The sequence below is a fragment of the Marivirga aurantiaca genome, assembly GCF_016679925.1.
Lineage (GTDB): Bacteria > Bacteroidota > Bacteroidia > Cytophagales > Cyclobacteriaceae > Marivirga > Marivirga aurantiaca.
On record NZ_JAEQBW010000001.1, the window covers coordinates 1147724 to 1168461 of the forward strand.

15 protein-coding genes are annotated in these 20738 nt (G+C 38.1%); 10 read left to right on the plus strand and 5 right to left on the minus strand.

The window, feature by feature from the left end; translation table 11 throughout:
• Window positions 1-153: 153 nt before the first annotated feature.
• From JKA74_RS04835 to JKA74_RS04845, 3 genes are all read right to left on the minus strand, one after another.
• A complete protein-coding gene (locus JKA74_RS04835) occupies window positions 154-1167 on the minus strand; it encodes an LLM class flavin-dependent oxidoreductase (protein ID WP_201430016.1) in 1014 nt (337 codons plus the stop codon).
• A 468-nt stretch (window positions 1168-1635) separates the two neighbouring features.
• Complete coding sequence (locus JKA74_RS04840; protein WP_201430017.1) at window positions 1636-2907, minus strand: glycosyltransferase; 1272 nt, start codon at window positions 2905-2907, stop codon at window positions 1636-1638.
• A 272-nt stretch (window positions 2908-3179) separates the two neighbouring features.
• Window positions 3180-4823 (minus strand): ABC-F family ATP-binding cassette domain-containing protein, encoded by a 1644-nt coding sequence (locus JKA74_RS04845; protein WP_201430018.1) that lies wholly within the window; start codon window positions 4821-4823, stop codon window positions 3180-3182.
• 531 nt (window positions 4824-5354) lie between these two features.
• On the opposite strand from JKA74_RS04845, the gene ku reads away from it, so the two are divergent.
• The 7 genes from ku (at window position 5355) to JKA74_RS04875 (ending at window position 13152) form a co-directional block, all read left to right on the plus strand.
• Complete coding sequence (gene ku, locus JKA74_RS04850) at window positions 5355-6128, plus strand: non-homologous end joining protein Ku (protein ID WP_201430019.1); 774 nt, start codon at window positions 5355-5357, stop codon at window positions 6126-6128.
• Between the two features lie 3 nt (window positions 6129-6131).
• On the plus strand, window positions 6132-8591 hold the full coding sequence (gene ligD / locus JKA74_RS04855) for a DNA ligase D (protein WP_201430020.1): 2460 nt from the start codon (window positions 6132-6134) through the stop codon (window positions 8589-8591).
• A gap of 112 nt (window positions 8592-8703) precedes the next feature.
• A complete protein-coding gene (locus JKA74_RS04860; protein WP_201430021.1) occupies window positions 8704-9153 on the plus strand; it encodes a KTSC domain-containing protein in 450 nt (149 codons plus the stop codon).
• Window positions 9154-9627: 474 nt separating this feature from the next.
• Complete coding sequence (locus JKA74_RS20855) at window positions 9628-9756, plus strand: hypothetical protein (protein WP_262895919.1); 129 nt, start codon at window positions 9628-9630, stop codon at window positions 9754-9756.
• Between the two features lie 10 nt (window positions 9757-9766).
• A complete protein-coding gene (locus tag JKA74_RS04865) occupies window positions 9767-10945 on the plus strand; it encodes an HYR domain-containing protein (RefSeq protein WP_201430022.1) in 1179 nt (392 codons plus the stop codon).
• Entirely contained in the window at window positions 10927-12210 is a 1284-nt protein-coding gene (locus tag JKA74_RS04870) for an HYR domain-containing protein (RefSeq protein WP_201430023.1), read from the plus strand. Before JKA74_RS04865 ends, JKA74_RS04870 begins: the two co-directional genes overlap by 19 nt.
• A 3-nt stretch (window positions 12211-12213) precedes the next feature.
• Complete coding sequence (locus JKA74_RS04875) at window positions 12214-13152, plus strand: PorP/SprF family type IX secretion system membrane protein (protein ID WP_201430024.1); 939 nt, start codon at window positions 12214-12216, stop codon at window positions 13150-13152.
• Between the two features lie 164 nt (window positions 13153-13316).
• Here the strand turns inward: JKA74_RS04875 and JKA74_RS04880 are convergent, their stop codons facing one another.
• Window positions 13317-14051, minus strand: a complete 735-nt coding sequence (locus JKA74_RS04880; RefSeq protein WP_201430025.1) for an SRPBCC family protein — start codon at window positions 14049-14051, stop codon at window positions 13317-13319.
• Between the two features lie 41 nt (window positions 14052-14092).
• Window positions 14093-14833: an SRPBCC family protein gene (locus JKA74_RS04885; protein ID WP_201430026.1), complete on the minus strand. Its 741-nt coding sequence runs from the start codon at window positions 14831-14833 to the stop codon at window positions 14093-14095.
• A gap of 544 nt (window positions 14834-15377) precedes the next feature.
• Between JKA74_RS04885 and JKA74_RS04890 the strand changes: the two genes are divergently transcribed.
• The 3 genes from JKA74_RS04890 to JKA74_RS04900 all read left to right on the plus strand — a co-directional run bounded on the left by JKA74_RS04890 (window position 15378) and on the right by JKA74_RS04900 (window position 20460).
• Window positions 15378-17234, plus strand: coding sequence for a patatin-like phospholipase family protein (locus tag JKA74_RS04890; RefSeq protein ID WP_201430027.1), 1857 nt, complete (start codon window positions 15378-15380; stop codon window positions 17232-17234).
• 338 nt (window positions 17235-17572) lie between these two features.
• Window positions 17573-19591, plus strand: a complete 2019-nt coding sequence (locus JKA74_RS04895) for a tetratricopeptide repeat-containing sensor histidine kinase (protein ID WP_201430028.1) — start codon at window positions 17573-17575, stop codon at window positions 19589-19591.
• Between the two features lie 113 nt (window positions 19592-19704).
• On the plus strand, window positions 19705-20460 hold the full coding sequence (locus tag JKA74_RS04900) for a LytR/AlgR family response regulator transcription factor (RefSeq protein WP_201430029.1): 756 nt from the start codon (window positions 19705-19707) through the stop codon (window positions 20458-20460).
• Window positions 20461-20738 lie beyond the last annotated feature (278 nt).

A 20738-nucleotide genomic window follows, 5' to 3' on the forward strand; every position in this document is an offset into this window, starting at 1 on the left:
GTGAATAGCACTAAAGTAGTGAAATCTGCCGGAGTCCACAACGATTCAGAGAACCATTACGAGTAGAAGTAAGTAGAAAGTGTCACCATTTCTCAGTGCCAGATTCACGGTCGAGTTGCATGGAAAGCTATTTGGCATATATTTTTATATCAATTAAACCTTCACACTCTCCAATTCCTGCATAATCTCAGCAAATGATTGATAAGATTTCAATCTGTCATTATGATCATAAATATGGGAGACCACCATCAGTTCATTTACCTGAGTGGCTTTCAGAAATTCACGGGTATTATTTTTTACATGCTCCTTGTCCCCAATAAAAGCATACTTTAACATCTTTTGAAAAGCCGGGTTCATGGCTAATTCCTTCAGGTCGGGAGTCATTTCTGTTGGAGGCTGCATATAATCAATATTATTGGTCATCACCCCCAGCATCATTTTAATAAGTGAGGTAGAGATTCTTTCAGCTTCTTCGTTTGTTTCTGCAGCTATCACATTGATACAAGCGATAGTGTAAGGCTCTTGTAATTGTGCTGAGGGTTGAAAATTGTTGTAATAAATTTGTAAGGCCTCCATCAACTGTCCCGGGGCAAAATGGCTTGCAAATGCATAAGGCAAACCGTTTTTGGCAGCAACGTGTGCACTGTCGGTACTTGAACCCAATATATACAAAGGGACATCCACGCCTTCAGCAACCGTTGCGCGTACGCTGGCACTCGCATTTTCAGTGGAAAAGTACTGCTGGATCTGGTTTACCTCATCAGGAAAACGATATACCGACTGCATTCTGTCAGAGCGGATGGCGTGGGCCGTAGTTTGATCAGTTCCGGGGGCTCTTCCTAAACCTAAATCAATTCGGCCGGGGTACAAAGCTCCCAAGGTTCCAAATTGTTCTGATACAATCAACGGAGAATGATTAGGTAACATGATGCCACCGGAACCAACTCTTAATGTTTTTGTACCTCCTGCAATACGTCCAATAAGCACCGAAGTAGCGGAACTGGCAATACTTTTCATATTATGATGTTCGGCCAGCCAAAAACGATGGTAACCCCATGACTCTGCTTTTTGTGCCAGATCCAGGGCTTTATGAAAAGCATCCGCAGGTTTTTCACCTTGAGATACTGTTGCCAATTCTAAAATTGAATAGGGGGTATTAAAACTCATGTAAATCTATGTTTCGGGAAAAATTATGTAAAGTCATTATCATTACGATCTCCTCATTTAAAAGTTGAGGGAGGTATAACCAACGTCCTCAAGGACAAAAACGAGTGGGTGGGCAAGTACGCACATTTTGAACTGAACTAAAGAAAGATAACTGGAAAACCTTATAAAGGATTTAATGCTTCAGCTTTTTGAACTCATCCCGATCCCGCTCTGCGGGACCACCCTTCTCTTTTTGAAGAGAAGGGAATACTAAGGAGATTATTCTAAAGTTTTTAATTCTCTTACCATTTATGATTTTAAGAAAAATAAAAATTTGCACGAAATCTTTCCCCCTTTCCTTCAAAGGGGGAAGAAGGGGGGGGTTGTAAATAGAAATGAAATCCACTTCGAGAAAGCATGATGAGGGTACAGATTTGTTAAAGACTAATCAGAGGAGCCTGCCAGCATATGGCTGGTGAGTAAATGAAATCAACCTTTGATTTTCACTGTCAGCAATGCTTCCACTAATTCACTTCTAAAATCCTCTTTTTGCATTTCTTCTGATAGCATTTCAGCTTTATCCTTAAAAGGCTGATGTGTCCAAAGGTCAAGTATTTTAGAGGCCAGTTTCTTTTTACTGATTTTGCTGATTTTAATACCCTTCGGTCCAATGCCTTTTTCGTACAATAGCTGATTCCACATAAACTGGTCAACTATATGAGGGATAATCATGGAAGCGCATCCATATTTAGCACCCAAATGAGTAGTGCCTGAGCCACCATGATGGACTACTCCATACATTTTAGGTAAAATCCAGTGGTAGGGTAGACCTTCTTCAAAATGAATGAGAGCATTATCATACTCATCTAATTTTACTAAGCCTCCATATGCGGTGTTAATAATGGCAGGAATTTCATATTCTGAGAGTATTTCACAAAACATGCGTGTGATTTTCTCCGGCCATGGATTGGTCATACTGCCGAAAGTGATGAATAGTATTTTATTATGCCGCTGAATAAATTGTTGCAGTTCATCACTGGGTTCCCAGTGGGTTTCAACAGATTTTTCATGATAACCTAAAACCTTTACAGGGCTGTCAGGGTCTATTTCTCCGGAGAAAAGTGAAGGGGAAATAGTATATATCAGCGGAGTGTTCAATAAGCAATCTTTTAGTGCTTTTCGGCCGGGCCGTTTATTGTGCTTTAACTTTTTTGACCAGGAAGAAACAAAACTTAGCAAACCAAAATTAGCCAGGCTATAACTCCATTTTTCAATATTGATCCCTAAAATTTTCTTTCTAAAACCTAAATGAGGATAGCCCTTAATATGATGGATCAGATAGGGGACAGGGGAAACAATTATTTGCGGGATATGATCCTGCACTTCTTTATAAATAGGATAAACAGCTTTGTTATGATGAATGATTAAATCAGGTTGAACACTTTCAGTAATTTCGTGCTGCTCAGCCATCATTACTTTATTCACTTCTATTCCTTTTTGAGCCAGTCGGACGAAAGAAAGTATTTTGCCCCATAATGATTTCCCTCCACCCATTACCACCTCTCCATCTTTACTATGCAGTAATTCCAGAAAGGCGGGATTTAGGCCATGAAATTCAATATTGAGGTCATCTGTCATTTTACGGAACTGCTCCGGAAAGGCGCATACAATTTCATGTCCTTTTGCTTTTAGAAGTTCCGCTATTGCCAGAAAGGGTTCTACATCACCTCGAGTACCTATGGAAATCAGTAAAATTCTCATTTTTCAGCTGTTTTGCTTAGAAAGTTGAAATGTAAGGATTTTCCATTGGTATTCAACAGCTAAAATGCCATCTGACCTAGATCCTACCTAGGTCAGACGATAGTCAGTACCGGGCCAGGCTTTACCTACACTCTCTTAATGGTCTGACTTCTTCCCTGGCTTGTGGCTCACAAACCAGTAACTGATCAAAGTCGGCACTGATCTGGAATCCTACTTAGGTCAGACGATAGTCAGCACCGGATTATGCCTGTTCTAATTAACGCAGACCACAATCACATTTTTACTTTCCGCTCAATCTCTTTCAGGTTCTCCATTTTTTTGTTGCGCAGGAAGCCATTGATATCTTCAAAATGTTCTTTCACTCGTTTGTTGCCAAATTCAAATACTTTATTGGCTAATCCATCTAGGAAATCTCTATCGTGAGAAACCAGTATTAGCGTCCCTTCAAAAGCTTTTAAGGCATCTTTAAGTATCTCTTTCGTTTTGATATCCAGGTGGTTAGTAGGTTCATCCAGAATCAATAAATTAACAGGCTGTAATAATAATTTAATCATGGCCAACCTGGTACGCTCACCTCCCGATAACACTTTCACTTTCTTATCAATGGCATCGCCACTGAACATGAAAGCACCTAACATGTCTTTCACACTGGTACGCACTTCACCTTTAGCGATATTGTCTATTGTTTGAAAAACAGTCAGATCTCCATCTAACAAAGCAGCCTGATTCTGGGCAAAATAGCCAATCATGCTGTTGTGGCCAAGCTGTAACTCACCATCAAAATCAATTTCACCCATGATGGCTTTCACTAAGGTAGATTTACCTTCTCCATTTTTACCAACAAAAGCTATTTTCTCGCCACGGGCAATGGTGAGGGATACATCTTTAAACACTACATGTTCTCCATAAGCTTTAGATAAATCATTCGCTATTACAGGATAGTTACCTGAACGAGGGGCAGGAGGGAACTTCAAGTTTAATGCAGCAGTATCTACTTCGTCTACTTCAACTATTTCCATTTTCTCCAGCATTTTCACTCTTGATTGTACCTGAAGTGTTTTAGAATAGGTGCCTTTAAATCTATCAATAAACTGCTGAATATCAGCCATCTGCTTAGCCTGATCATCAAATTGCTTCTGCTGTTGTTCACGTCTTTCTTTACGAAGCTCCAGGTAGTGGGAGTAATTGGTTTTATAATCGTAAATACGGCCGCGAGTGATTTCAATCGTACGGTTGGTCAGGTTATCCACAAAGGCTTTATCGTGGCTGATCACCATCACAGCTTTGGCATTGTTGGTCAAAAAATCTTCCAGCCATTGTACAGATTCTATATCAAGGTGGTTAGTTGGCTCATCCAGCAAGATCAAATCAGGCTTCTGAAGCAATATTTTAGCTAATTCTATTCGCATACGCCATCCACCGCTGAATTCTGCTGTAGAGCGGCTAAGATCGGATCTCACAAAGCCTAAACCCATAAGAGTTTTCTCAATTTCAGCATCTATATTGACTTCATCAATGCTGTAATATTTCTCACTCAGCTCAGAAACCTTTTCAATTATTTTGCTATAAGCATCTGATTCATAGTCAGTACGGGTTTCCAGTTGATGGTTACACTCGTCCATTTCCTTTTTCATCTCCATCATAACTGAAAAAGCTTTAGCTGCTTCTTCAAAAACAGTGCACTCATCTTCTGTTAACAAATGCTGTGGCAGGTAAGCAATAACAGCATCTTTAGGAGCAGAAATTTTACCGGAAGTAGGTTTACTGGCACCGGCAATTATTTTGAGCAATGTAGACTTGCCTGCTCCATTTTTACCCATCAGAGCGATGCGGTCGTTGGTATTGATATTAAAGGTAAGGTTACTGAATAGGGTAGAGCCACTAAATTCAACCCCGACTGCATCTACTGAAATCATATCTTCTAAAATTTGGGGCAAAGGTATTAATAAATTAATTCAGAAATATGAAAGCCGGAATATGTTTTATGAACTGAGTTCATCCAAGATAATCAGAAAGGGTTTAAAATAGTGTGGTCAAGAAAATGCCGTGAAATCTATTTAAGTACATATAGAAAACACCCCTATAATCCCCGCAATGCTATTAAGTTAAGACAACTTTCCTTCTCTCTTTGGAGAAGGATGCAAGGTTGAGGTTTAAATTAAAGCTTAACTTAATAGCATTGGATAGCCTCACAGATTTAAATTAGCAGAAATGAGCATGTTTTAACTACCCCAATTGGTCCCATGTTCCAGTAAATAAAACAATAAAAGAAAAGGCCTCATCCCCCAATAACTTATGTGGATTCTCTTCACTGTAGCACCACCGTCCATTTACATTTGAGTGGTCCTCTACAAAACAAAACCTGCTCTTATACATCACAATTGTATTTTTCTTCGTAAAAAAAGAGGTAGTTCAATTAGTAATTGAAGAAACTTAAAACAACCACTATGAGGTCAATATGGAATGGATCAATAAGTTTTGGGTTAGTCTCTATCCCTGTGAAGCTATATTCGGGCAGTGAGGACAGAAGAATAGATTTGGATATGCTGGATAGTTCAGACCATGCCAGAATCCGTTATAAAAGGGTCAATGAAAACACCGGTGAAGAGGTAGAATGGAAGGATATTGTCAAGGGTTTTAAAAAGGATGATAAATACATAGTATTAGAGGATGAGGATTTTGAACAGGCCAATGTTAAGAAGAGTAAAACTATTGATATTGAGGAGTTTATTGAAGAAGACCAGGTGGCGGAAGTGTTATATAAAAAGCCCTATTTTATAGAACCTCAAAAAGAAGGAAATAAATCCTATAATTTATTGCGTGATGCACTTAAAAAGACCAAAAAATTAGGTGTTGCCACTTTTGTGATGAGACAAAAGGAAAACCTAAGCCTGATAGGAGTATATGAAAACGCACTGGTATTACACGTTATTCGTTTTGCAGATGAGATAAGGCCTACAAAAGAGTTAAACCTCCCTGATACCAAAGTCTCTAAAAAAGAAGTTGACATGGCTCAATCATTAATTGATCAGCATACCACATCATTTGATTTTAAAAAGTATAAAGATGTGTATAATAAGCAGTTAATGAAGATCATTGAAGCTAAGTCAAGTGGTAAAAAATCAAAAGCCAGGAAAGTGGACAGCAAACCCACACCGGCCAAGGATCTTATGGCACAACTAAAAGCAAGCCTGGAAAGGAAAAAATCAAAAGCATCTTAATATATGGGGCTTGAGGAGTATAATCTTAAAAGGAAATTTGATAAAACACCTGAGCCTAAAGGTATTGGTAACAAAGAGAATGCCTCTCGTTTTGTGGTTCAAAGACATAAAGCTTCCCGCTTACATTATGATCTAAGGCTTGAAATAGAAGGGGTGTTAAAAAGCTGGGCTGTTCCTAAAGGCCCGTCCATGAATGCTTCAGATAAAAGACTCGCCATACAAACAGAGGATCATCCTGTGAGGTATTTAACCTTTGAAGGCACTATTCCCAGGGGAAACTATGGAGCAGGAGTAATGCAAATTTGGGATACCGGCATTTTTGAAGTGACCAATGCCAGCACAGAAAAAGAGCTGATTGAACAATATGAAAAAGGAGATTTAAAAATCACTTTCCATGGGGAGAAAATAAAAGGGGCCTTTGCTTTGGTTAAAACCAACAGGTCCGGCAAACAAAACCAATGGCTTTTGATTAAAAAGAAGGATGCATTTGCCACTGATCTGGAATATGATGCCGAATGGTTTACTGATGACAAAGCCACTAAAAGTAGTGAACCTGATAAAAAATCGGCTAAAAAAAAACTTGATCCGGGAAGTTTCATCAAGCCGATGCTGGCATCACCTACTAAAGAAATATTTGACAGCCCGGACTGGATTTATGAACTGAAGTGGGACGGATATAGGATTTTGGCACATATTAGCGAAGGAAAAGCCAGTTTATACTCCAGAAATGGCCTCAATTACAGTCAAAAATTTAGGCCCATTACCTATGAGCTAAGCAGTATCCCTCATGAGGTAGTGTTGGATGGAGAAGTGGTGATTGTGAATGAAGAAGGGCTTCCCGACTTTCAAAAACTACAAAATTACGATCCGGAGACTACAGAAGGGACCCTTAGGTTTTATGTATTTGATTTATTACATCTCAATGGAATGGATGCCATATCTCTGCCGCTGACTGAGCGAAAAAGCTTGTTGCCGGAAATCCTGGAAGACCTTAATCGGGTAATTTATTGTGATCACTTAAATGGCATGGGAAGTGTTTTTTATAACAGGGCAATAGAAGCAGGTATGGAAGGTGTTATCGCCAAAAAAGCTGATTCCACCTACAGTCCGGGCTATAGAAGCGAAAATTGGCTTAAAGTGAAATCTGTGGAGAGTGTGGAAGTATTAATCTGTGGCTATACAGATTCTGTAAAAGGAGGCTCTTTATTTGGTTCACTCATTTTGGGGACATACCGTGAGGGAGAACTAAAGTATGCGGGGAATTGTGGATCAGGCTTTTCCAATGAGGAACAGCGAAAGCTGCTGGACAAATTCAGCAAGCTTGAAACAGAAAAAAATCCATTTGGCAAAAAAATTAACCTGAAGGGAAGGAAACCACATTGGGCAGAACCAAAAATTATCTGCGAAGTGAAATATTCAGAAATAACCAAAAGTGGTTTGATGCGCCATCCCATTTATAAAGGAATCAGGAATGATAAAGACCAGGCTGAATTAGCTCCTCCCGAAGAGGTGGAAAGTCAAGAAAATGAGCTAAATACCACTAAGAATACGCAAGCAAGTGGTGGAAGCCTGGAAATAGGAGGACAGCAAATTACATTAACCAATCTGGAGAAAATTTATTGGCCGGATGAGGGATTCAGGAAGTACGATCTCATTGATTATTACTTGAACATATCTGAAATAATTTTACCTTATTTAGTGGATCGGCCACAGAATATGCATCGGCATCCTAATGGCATAAAAGGAAAAAGCTTTTACCAAAAAGATAATGAAACATTGCCGGGTTGGATTGAAACTTATCCCATCTACTCTAAATCTACCAGAAAAGAAATTGAGTATATGCTCTGTCAGAATGAAGCATCACTTTTATATATGGCCAATTTAGGCTGTATAGAAATTAACCCATGGAATTCCCGGGTTCAGTCTTTGGATTCGCCTGATTTCACTGTGATTGATGTGGACCCCACTGATAAAAACACTTTTGAAGAAGTAATTGAAGTAGCCATGGCAGCTAAAGAAGTACTTGATTTAGCTGGAATAGAAGGTTATTGTAAAACGTCCGGTTCCAGCGGCATGCATATTTATATTCCCTTAGGAGCAAAGTATAGTTATGAGGAAGCAAGAGACTTTACCAAATTGCTTTGTTATTACATACATGCACAAACAGATCCATTAACAAGTATGGATCGGGCAGTAAAAAACAGAAAAGGAAAAATCTATCTTGACTATTTGCAAAACCGGAGAGGACAAACATTGGCCGCTCCCTACTGTGCCAGACCAAAGCCCGGAGCTACAGTTTCTGCTCCGCTTTTATGGGAGGAAGTAAAGCCTGGTTTGGATAGGAGGGATTTTACCATTTTAAGCATGCCTCCAAGAATCGAGGAAAAAGGTGATTTGTTTGCAGCTGTTCTGGAAAAAGGTATTGATATGGAAAAGGCATTGGCAAGGCTGGAGGACACTTGAATGAAACTATAAAAGACGTTGCTTAAACCTTTATTATCCAGTGAATTAAATAAATCTGATAAAGTATGATATTTAATACCTACCTTTGCGCTCGAATTGAAAAGCACCCTTTATGAAGCGTATTAATGAATACAAGAAGTTGTTTAATATAGAAACCACTATTGAATTAAAACAACTCAAAACCACCTATCGAAATTTAGTAAAAGAATGGCATCCTGATAAATTCCAGGCAGGTGATGAAAGAGCTGCCGAAGCAGAAGTGAAAAGTCAACAGATCATTGATGGGTATCATTTTTTGGTGAGCATAGCTCCTGAAACCAAAGCTGCTAATTTGGCCGAATACACGCTTACTACTACAGAATCAGGCATACTGGATTTTAGGCACAAAGGCTTATTATTAGAAGTATCTTTCCAGGATGGAACCACTTATGAGTATTTTGGGGTCAACAAAAATGTATATTCAAAACTTTTGAATTCTGACAAACCTTATCGTTTTGCCAAAAGGAATATCTTCAACAACTTTCTCTATAGAAAGTCTAAAAAGGCTTTGGAAACAGCCTAATTCAAATAATTTACAATATTGACCGGGAATTGATTCTGCTTTCAGGATTAACTCCCGGCTTTTGCCAACCATTTAGAAATCGCCTATTGCTCTTTATCTCCCATATTTGAGCATTTAGCCATAAAGGCTTTACCCTGATTACACATTTCTACAGTCTCAGTTATTATTAAATTTTCGCATTCCATCTTTAAAGATTAATAGTCTTGAAGTAAATCTATTGGCACAACCAATCCGAGAGAAACTCACTAAATTTTCCCATTTAAAAGATGGGGGGCTATTGCAAATCCCATTTAAAATCTGTAAATTAAAGATTGGAATATACGTTATACCATCTAATATAAGGGATATTTTCATCTAAATATGGGATTAATATAAATACTAAATAAAATTGTGTAATAGTATAATAAATAACATGCTTTAAATTTCAATTTTAACTATACCAAAACCTAACAACAAATTCTAAATTTTGGCTCTATGAAAATAATTTACCACTCCGATAGCAGCTTATTAACAGCTTCGCCTTATCATTCTGAAGATTACATCAATTTTCCTGTCAATAATTATTTTGATGTTTCATTCCCTGTAAAAGAAGTAATAAGTTGATTTCCTAATCATGACAATTTCTATCCATAGCTTATTTTTAGTTTATAGAAATAAGCCATTCCTTATTGTATTATTACTATTTTTTGTATATAACTGGTCATATGGTCAGTCCTGTAATTGTGAAAGTCCACCCAGTTGTGGGCCTTGCGAAGGTGGCTTGGTCAGTATTACATTTCAATATACTGGTCCGGATATTGCCCATAGATATTTGGCTTCTGATGAAAGTGGCACTTTGGCAAATGATTTTGTCGATAACAACATTTTTGTTGTCAACAGTAGTGGGAATGGGGCGTTTGCTGGTGATTATCTGACAGTGAATGTAGTTATTCTAGGAAGTGAAAATATCACAGAAATTATTAATGTATCATGTGATGATCCCATTTATCAAGGCAGTGTATTTGGAGATTTGACAGTACTTGCCGGTGAAAGTTTAAATGGTGGCCCACTATGTTGCAATAGCAACGCAATTGACGATGAACCACCTATAATATCCAACTGTCCTTCTGATATTGATTTGACTTTAGATTCAGGCTGTTCAATACCAGCTAATTGGACTGAACCTGAGGCTACTGATGAATGCGGTATTGTTTCATTTGTAAGTTCTCATACTTCCGGAGATGTTTTTCCATTGGGCACAACAGAAGTTGTGTATACCGCCACCGATGATGCCGGTAACACTTCCACTTGTACTTTCAATGTAACTGTAAAAGATGAAACGATGCCGGTTTTCTCCGGCTGTCCTGCAGATATCAGTATTTCCACCACTTCCTCTTGTGAAGCCACAGTAGACTGGACTGAACCTTCTGCCAGCGACAATTGCAGTACAGAGCTTACAGCCACAGGATCGCACAGCCCCGGAGATGTTTTTCCATTGGGCACAACAGAGGTTGTGTACACTGCCACCGATGAAGCCGGTAACACTTCCACTTGTACTTTCAATGTAACTGTAACAGATGAAACAATGCCGGTTTTCTCCGACTGTCCTGCAGATATCAGTATTTCCACCACTTCCTCTTGTGAAGCCACAGCAGACTGGACTGAACCTTCTGTCAGCGACAATTGCAGTACAGAGCTTACAGCCACAGGATCGCACAGCCCCGGAGATGTTTTTCCATTGGGCACAACAGAGGTTGTGTACACTGCCACCGATGAAGCCGGTAACACTTCCACTTGTACTTTTTCAATGTAACTGTAACAGATGAAACAATGCCGGTTTTCTCCGACTGTCCTGCAGATATCAGTATTTCCACCACTTCCTCTTGTGAAGCCACAGTAGACTGGACTGAACCTTCTGTCAGCGACAATTGCAGTACAGAACTTACAGCCACAGGGTCTCACAGCCCCGGAGATGTTTTTCCATTGGGCACAACAGAGGTTGTTTATACTGCCACCGATGATGCCGGCAACACTTCCACTTGTACTTTCAATGTGACTGTAACAGATGAAGCGATGCCTGTTTTCTCCGGCTGTCCGTCAGATATCAATGTTTCCACCACCTCCTCTTGTGAAGCCACAGTAGACTGGATTGAACCCACTGTCAGCGACATTTGTAGTACAGAACTTACAGCCACAGGATCGCACAGCCCCGGAGATGTTTTTCCATTGGGCACAACAGAGGTTGTGTACACTGCCACCGATGATGCCGGCAACACTTCCACTTGTACTTTCAATGTGACCGTAACAGATGAATCAGCACCTAAGATTGAGGACTGTCCTTCTGATATTGTGTACAATACCACCACTTCCTGTGAAGTGAAAGTAAATTGGGACGAACCAACTTTAGCCAATTGTAATAACACGAGTGAACTTACAAGTAATTATCGGCCGGGAGATGTATTTCCTGTAGGTGTAACAGAAGTAGTCTATACAGCTACCAACGAAACAGGAAACACCTCCTGCAGCTTTAATATTACTGTGAAGAATAACAACGAGACAATTATTTCCAACTGTCCAAAAGATGTTACCATACAAGCGGATCAGTCAGGGGAGGTGAGCGTTGATTGGGAAAACCCTACTCTAACAGTAGGGTGCAAATCCATTGTACTTAATGGTTCCCATGAACCCGGGGATATATTTCCGATAGGAACTACAGAAGTGGACTATACTTTTATTGATGAGAGAAACAGGAGTTATAGTTGCTCTTTTAATGTAATTGTTACCTATGAGAATATGGAATTTGGAATTCAAAAAGTATTGACCCCTAATAATGACGGATACAATGATGTTTGGGAGTTAAAGGATATTGGAAAGTTTAAAACCATCAAAATTGTGATTATTGATAGGTGGGGGAGTGAAGTATTTAGCATTTTTGGGAACCACCATGCCAGGCTGGTGTGGGATGGAACCAATCAGAATGGGAAAATGGTATCCGCAGGGACATATTACTATTTCATATCAGTAAGTTATGCTTCTTCAGTGGTAGAAAAAAGTGGATTTATAGAATTAATACGTTAGTATATGGCTAATTCAGGAGGAAAGTTTACCAAGGTAATTGTACTTACTGCCCTTATTTGTACAAGTGTTTGCCTGCAAGAAAGTAAAGGGCAGCAGAAAGTGCAATATACTCAGTATATGTTTGATGGAGCACTAATAAATCCCGCCTATGTGGGGGTTGATGAAGTACTCAGTCTCACTTTTATTCATAGAAACCAATGGTCTGGTGTAGAAGGAGCTCCGCAGTCCCAAACCTTGTCCGGACACACCTTATTCAAAGAGAAACAACTCGGTATGGGATTGATGGTCAATTACGATGTAGTAGGTATTCATAAAGCTGTAAATATATCCACCAACTATGCTTACCATCTAAAAGTAGGAAGAGATCAATTTCTTTCTTTGGGTTTGCAGGCCGGAATTCATAATCGTAATTCAGATTATGCTTCTCTTTTAGTAAGTTCAGGCAATGATCCCAGTTTGGTCAATATCCAAAATTCGGATACCTATTTTGATTTGGGATTGGGCTTATATTATAGGAACCCTAAATTGCACATTGGATTTTCTGTGCCGGAATTCATCCCTCAAAAATTTTCCATTAATGACACAACATCCGTCCAACGTTATCAACTAAATCAGTTTTTATTTACAAAATATAGAATTGTGGTAAATGATAACATAGACCTGGAACCAAGTGTTTTACTTAAATATTGGAGTGGTGTTCCCTTATCATACGACCTCAATTTAAATGCTACTTTTAAGAAAGTTATAAGTGCGGGCTTTTCTTACCGAAGAAGTGAGTCAATAGATTTTCTATTAAGGCTACAAATAACTCCTCAACTGCAGTTTGGATATTCTTATGACTATCCTATTGGCCACCTTGCCAGGTTTGCAAATGTCTCCCATGAAATAATGGCACGTTACATTTTTAAATTTAAATATTCGGATGTTTCTTCGCCAAGATGATATATCAGTAATTATTAGGAAAGTAGTTAGTAAAACAAAAGCCAGAAACACCTCTTATACCTCCAGACTTTCAAGTTGTCGCCAGTGGTGAGCTATTCAGTCAATAGTTTTTCATCTGCTAGTGACCAGGTATTCGATCTTAAGCCTTATTTAAGACAAATAAACTATGCCTTTAAATTTTCTTTTTTAGAACTGGATTTCCCTCTTTCCATGATTTCTTTGAATCTGTCTAAATCATCTTCCACCATTTGTTTAAAGACTGGATTTAACATTTTGGCAATATTGGCGCCTAATTTTCCTTCAGGTGCGCGATAGGAAATAGTAGTTCTTACCACTGTGCCATTCCCCTCAGGGTCATCGTGAAATCTTACCTCTCCGGCATTATCAATTTCCGAGCCTGGTAAAGAGCCCCAAATAATGAATTGGTTCTCTTTTTCTTCAATTATTTGAGCATCCCATTCAACATGAGCGGGAAAAGCTGCTTTCCAATGCGATTGCATTTGATTGGTTTGAGTCACCTCTTCCAAATGTTTCATAAATTTGGGTAAGTTCTCAAGCTTTCTCCAATAGGCATATAATTCCTTTCGAGGTTTATCGATAGTCGAACTGCTTTGAAGTACGATTGAATCTGCCTCTTTCTTAGCCGTGTTTATGCCCAAATATTCATTAAGTCGGCTGTGGGCTGTAATACCTCTATATAGCAATGAGGCACCTGCAAGAGCTAAAGCTACTCCAGCTACCGATTTTTGTTTAATGCCATACCAGGTAAGAAAAGCGCCACCCGCAGCGGAAAGTATTCTATCAATGGTGCCCACATTAATATGGGCTGACTTATTATTTGACACTGCAATTCCGCTGGAATTTAATAGCTTACTTAATGTTGAATTAAACGAGTCCATAATATTTTTAATTTATTGTAATAAGAGATTTTGAATGTGTTTTAAGAAGGTTGTCCATCATGAGGAATATTCTCAAGTGTTTCCATCAACGTTTTGAATCTATTGAGATCTTGTTCTACCATCTTCTTAAAGAAAGGGTTCAGGAGCTTAGCCACATTGGCGCCTAATGCTCCTTCCGGGGCACGGTAAGAAATTGTCGTTTGTACAAGCGTGGTTTTGCCGGGAAGGGTATCCTTAAACCTTACTTCGCCCGCATTGTCAATATCGGAATCGGGTAATGATTGCCAGGCAATCAATTCATTTTCTTTTTCTTTGGTTACTTTAGCATCCCATGCCACTGTTCCTAAATTCCCCGGAATGGGAGCCACCCAATGCGATTGTTTTTCATCAGTTTGCTTTACCTCCTTCAGATGCTTCATAAAGTTGGGGAGATTTTCGAGCTTTCGCCAGTAGGCGTATAATTCCTGACGAGGTTTATTGATCACAAGATTACTGCTCAATAAAATGGATACACCTTCCTTATCAGCCGTATTGCGACCCAGGTATTCATTAACAGGGCAATAGGCTGTTACGCCTCTGTATACCAAATTGGCACCAACTAAGGTCAAAACAAGGCGAGGGATAGAAATTTTTCTTAATCCATACCAGGTAAGCAAGGTACCACCTGCGAGTGAGATCACCCTTTCTGTATTTCCCACATTAATGTGGCTGGAGCCTGAAATCGGAGTGGAAATCCTGGCTGTTCTTAATAATCTTTTGAGCGTTGAATTGAAGGAGTCCATAGTGATAGTTTTAAATTTCTGGTTCAGCTTTAGTTAGCATACTGATTGGTAATTACTTCTATTCCGGCCTCTATTTTAGGCCATTCATGCATCAGTATCATAGTATAGCCATAGCAGTTTTAACGCTGCCACTAAATAGGTGTTACGATTAACTATTTAATTTTTTTATCCTTGCGGGATTGGATAGAGCAATTATGGACAATGCTCTGCTTAAATTGTATTCATCAATTCAAATGCAGAGAGCGAGATCAGTTATTGTTTTGAAATTCAAACTTTTTTATACTTCTTTTAAGAAGCTTTGAGATAAAATCAATAGTTATATTATATTTATAATTACTTGGATAACATACCTATAAATAGGTATTGTCTAATTTAAAGAACCCATTTAAATTTATAGATAATAGTTATTTTAACAAAAATTAAATAGTCATGTCCTTAAATGCACCACAACCAAATTATGCTTTTATCAGACAGTTCTGAAACCCTTTTCAATACACCGACTTAACATCAATTTAAGCCCAAAAAACTTTAAATATTTAACAATATGAGAGATCAAAATACATTTCATTTAGGTTTTACTATGGCAGGAGCTGTTTCGGGAGGATGTTATACTGCCGGAGTGATGGACTATATATTTGAAGTATTAGATAAATGGGAAAAAGCTAAAAAAGGAGAACTAGAAGGAGTCAAGAATGAAGAAGTTCCTCAACATCATGTTAAGATTGATGTGATGGGAGGAACTTCGGCCGGAGGAATGGCTACGATAATGGCCACTTTATATGGTTTAAGAAATGCCATTAATCCGATAACGGATGACCAGGCAGATAATGTTGGAGGTATTCGAAATAATATATTGTATGACAGTTGGGTAACTATGCTTGATGAAAAAAACAAATGGAAAACCTTGAAGATTGCTCTTACTAATTCTGATTTAAAAGACGGAAAAGTTTTTTCATTATTAAATTCTGATTTTATTGATCAACTGGCAGATCGCGCAATTGCTCCGGCATTAGTGGAAGCTGAAGCTAACCGCCCCCATTATTTGGCGTCTGATTTAGAAATGATTATATCGCATACTATGAATAGAGGGATTCCACTCAAGGTGAAATTTCCCAACAACACAAATGACCCTGCACTTCAAGATGCTCCTTACCATACCTCCTTTGAGCATTTTATGATGTCACATTTCAAACTGCCGGATGGTAATTTTACAGACAATAACGAATATTTTAATTTGGACTTAAATAATGCGTTGACATTAAACAGACTTAAAAAAACAGCTAAAGCCACAGGGGCATTTCCTGTAGGATTGCGCTATCGTGAATTTAACAACCAGGATTTTAGCGCAGATTATATTAAAAATACTGTTACCAGAATTATATCCAGAAGATTTGGTGAGGCAAAACCTGAAATTAAGGATAGCGATATTGATTGGGATAATACTACACTAAATGAATATCTTACCACTTCAGTGGATGGTGGTGCCATCAACAATGAGCCATATGGAGAAGTTTTGGAGATTCTCCGTAAAAGAACAAAAGACGCGACAAATGAAGATTTTGTCTGGTCAAAAAATGGAAATGCTACCGACCCTATTTTGAAGCATGACTACCAAAAAGCAGGTGTTGTCATGATAGATCCTTTTCCTGATATCATATCTAAAGATCATAAATATCAACATCCCCAAAATTTAATGAAAGTAGGGGGAGCCATCATTCAGACGTTATGGGACCAATCAAAAATTAAACGGAAGGAAATGGTGGAGCAATTCTCTAACAAAGCCTATATGGGGACTGTTTTTCCTGTGAAACATAAAGAAAAAAATGGTGAAAGTGTCGGGACCTATAAATACCCTCTTTGTTCTGCTTCTTTAGGTGCTTTTGGTGGCTTTTTGGATATTCGGTTACGTCATCATGATTTTTATTTAGGCAGAAATAATGCCCGGAATTTCCTTAGAGCCTTTTTGAGCGTGCCTTATGAAGAAGGAAAAGTAGTACATCCTATTCATAGGGATTGGACGCCAAAAATGATAGAAAGATTCCTGATAACTATAAATGGTAAAAATTACCTACCTGTTGTTCCTGATATCAACTTGATATTGGATGACAAAAAAAGTGATAGTGAAATATACAACTATGCAGTGTCTGATTTTCCAAAATTGAAAAAGGAAGATATTTTAAATGCTTATTTCAAACAAACAAAAGCAAGGGTAAGGGCATTACTTAAAATTGTACGTTCCTATCTCTCTAATAGCAATAGATTTCTAAAATTTGTACTGTTTTTAGCACCTGTAAGATATTTTTCGAAAAAAATATCAAAAACAATATTTGATAAAATTGAAGAGGACCTTCAGGAGAAGGGCTTTTTGGAGGGAAGCAAGAATAAGTTAAATGAAGAATAATAAATATAACCCCACTTTGGCACTGACTTTTAGCTGGTTCAGGTCTGACTATCGTCTGACCTGTGCACTCCAATAGGTCTGACTATCGTCTGACCGCTTTAATAATCATGTCGTTTTCTGATCGATTAAAACTTAAATTATTGCAATAATTCCATCACTTACTAATAGCCTTATCACATTTAACTAACAAACTTAACCATTAATTGTATAAATTTGGATGTTGGTCAAAAAACTGAAATCATGAATGAGCATAAATATTCGAGGGCGAATTTATACCAACCGCCAGATGAATATTTATCGCGAATTCCATGTGGTAACATAAAAACGAACATATACACATGAAAAAATACTTCCTCCTTCTGATTTGCTTCCTCTATTTCTCCACTTCTGGAGTGGCTCAAAACCGAGTACTGGTTGATAGCCTTAAGTCCATCCTGCCATCTGTTTCAGGAAAAGAAAAAGTGAAAGTTCTCAGGGATCTATGTTACTACAGTCGCTCCATTAATTTTGAAGAGGCTGTCTTATATGGAGAGGAGGCTATTTCCTATGCCACTGAAATGATGTATCAAGTTCAATTAGGCGGGGCTTATGAAGATTTAGGATCTGTTTATGTACATACAGGACGATATGAAACGGCACTCAGTTTATATGAAAAAGCCAGGGCAATATTTGTGAAAATGGAAAACCGGAAGGGTGAGGCTTCTGTCATTCATAATATTGGATTGATTCACATGAATAAAGGGGACTATCCGGCTTCATTAGATTACTTATTAAAAGCCCTGGAAATGAGAAATTCATTGGAAGGAGTAAAAATATCAGGCACGTTAAGTTCCATAGGAGAGGTTTATAGGTCTGAGAAGAATTATGATAAAGCACTGGAATACTACTACCAGGCACTAGAAGAAGCCCAAAGAACAAAAGATTTAAAAAATATTTCTACGGCACTCAATAATATTGAGATAATCTATAGGAAAAGAGGTGATCTGGAAAAAGCGCTTGATTATAGAATGCAAGTAATTGCACTTCAAAAAGAGATAGAGGACGATTATGGTCTTTCAGTTAGCTATAACAACCTAGGTGAACTTTATAGTGCTCAAAACAAATTAGAAGAAGCACTTCAATATTTTAATCAATCCCTGGAGATAAAAAAACGGTTAAACAATCGTGCCGGAATAGCCCATACAACTGAGGAACTCGCACTATTACACATCAAATTAGGTAATTTTGAAAAGGCTATTTCTTATGCGGATGAAAGTATGATGATGGCCAAAGAAATTGGTAATCGTAAAAAACAACTGGACGTTTATCTCACCCTTTCACAAATTTATCAAGCCTTTGGTAAGCACAAACAGGCATTGTTGTATCATATTAATTACACTGATTTAAAAGATTCTATCTTCAATACAACTAAAGAGACTTTAATATCCGATATGGAGACAAAATACCAAACTGTTAAAAAAGAAGCAGAGAATGAGATGCTGAAATTGGAAACAGAGCAGCAATTGGCTACTATTGCCAAAAAAAACCGGCTGGTTGCTATTTTTATCATTGGCTCACTAATATTGGTAGCATTGGCAGGTTTGCTTCTTAGAGCCTATCAACAAAAAAACAAGAACAATAAACTATTGGTTACCCAGAAGGATCAATTGACTCAGCTTAACGCCACCAAAAATAGATTTTTTGGCATCATAGCACATGACCTTCGTGGTCCGCTTACTGCCCTGCAGGGCATCTCCGGATTACTGAACTACAACATCAAAAAGGGAAATATGGAAAGCCTGAATAAAATCGCAGTACAGATTGAGGATTCCGCCCTGAAAGTAAATGCACTACTTGATAATTTATTAAAGTGGGCATTAAGCCAGGAAGGAGCAATACCTTACCAACCTCAGCGATTGGCACTCAAACCTTTAGTAGATGAAAGTCTTCAATATTTTAAAGATATGGCAGCAGCAAAGGATATTCGCCTGGAAGTAAATATCCCTCAAGAAACACATGTATATGCCGATAAAGAAACCGTTAGTGCTATTTTCAGGAACCTGATCAACAATAGTATCAAGTTTACTCCCAATGGAGGCGCTGTAAGTTTATTGGCTGTGAACGAGCAGGGAAAGGTGAAAATAAATGTAGTTGATAACGGTACAGGAATGGAAGAAGAGAAAATCCAAAAGTTATTTATTTTAGATGACGCTAAAAGTACGCCAGGCACGGCCGCAGAAAGGGGAACGGGTTTGGGGCTTATCCTGGTGAATGACTTTGTCCGCATGAATCAGGGTACTATTGAAATTGAAAGTAAAGTTAACCAGGGAAGTGTATTTTCAATTAACCTCCCGACAAAATACGCTAAGGCTGGTTAAACAAATTAAATAGAGCCTATTAAGCAATTACACGAGAATCATAGGTATCTACTTGAAAATCAGAATCAAATGATAAGCCTTTGTGTAATTTAATTTTAGAATCCATATAAAAGATGTCTAAAGTAAAAGTTTTTATTATAGAGGACGATTTCATCCATGCCAATCGATTAGAGATGTACCTGGATGAGATGGGATATGAATTGGCGGGGACAGCTGTGGGCGCAAGCCAGGCACTGAATTTAATTGCCGCCACAAAGCCTGACTTGTTGCTGGTAGATATCCACTTAGCCGGTGATCGTGACGGTATCCAAATAGTGGAGAATATCAACAAGAAAAAAGCCATTCCCGTTATCTTCATCACCTCTTACAGAGATAAGGAAACATTTGAAAGGGCTAAGCTGACCGACCCGTATGTTTATATTCTCAAGCCTTATGATAAAGAAACCTTGCAGGCAGCAATAGAGCTGACAGTATATAAAATTTCAAAAATTAATGACACCCAAATACAAAATAACTATCACGGATGGAATAATGACCGACTGGTAAAAGATGAGTTATTTATAAAAAGTAACGGAATTCTCATTAAAATTAAATTAAGCGATATCCTGTATGTAGAAGCAAAAGATAAGATGTGCATCATTGGAATGGCCGAAGAACTCATTGAAACAAGAATGTCTTTACAAAAGCTGGAAGAGAAACTACCAATTGACCGCTTTTTAAGGATCCATCGCTCCTTTATTATCAATACAAAAGAAATTTCACAAATAAACCTTTCCAAAAATGAGGTGCAGCTGGGGCCTTACAAAGTACCTATCGGAAGGTCTTATAAAGAGCCATTTATTAATAGCATTGATTCTAATATTGATTAATAAAATATCCGATTCTTAATATCATAGGGTATTTCATTTGAGTTAAGCTGGATAAAAACCGACCACTATTTTCCTTCATTTATACCTATTGAAATACTAAACAGGACAAAAGAATCTAACACTTTATTGTTAATTAACGCTATATTTCCTGTTTTCTTCGCTAGGACACCCAAATTATCTTAGCCGAATAATTTAAAAGTTTATGGAAACAAGGTAAATGGGATAAAGGTGTAATAGGATGGAATTTATTTGATGAAATCATTAAAGGCTAACTCCCC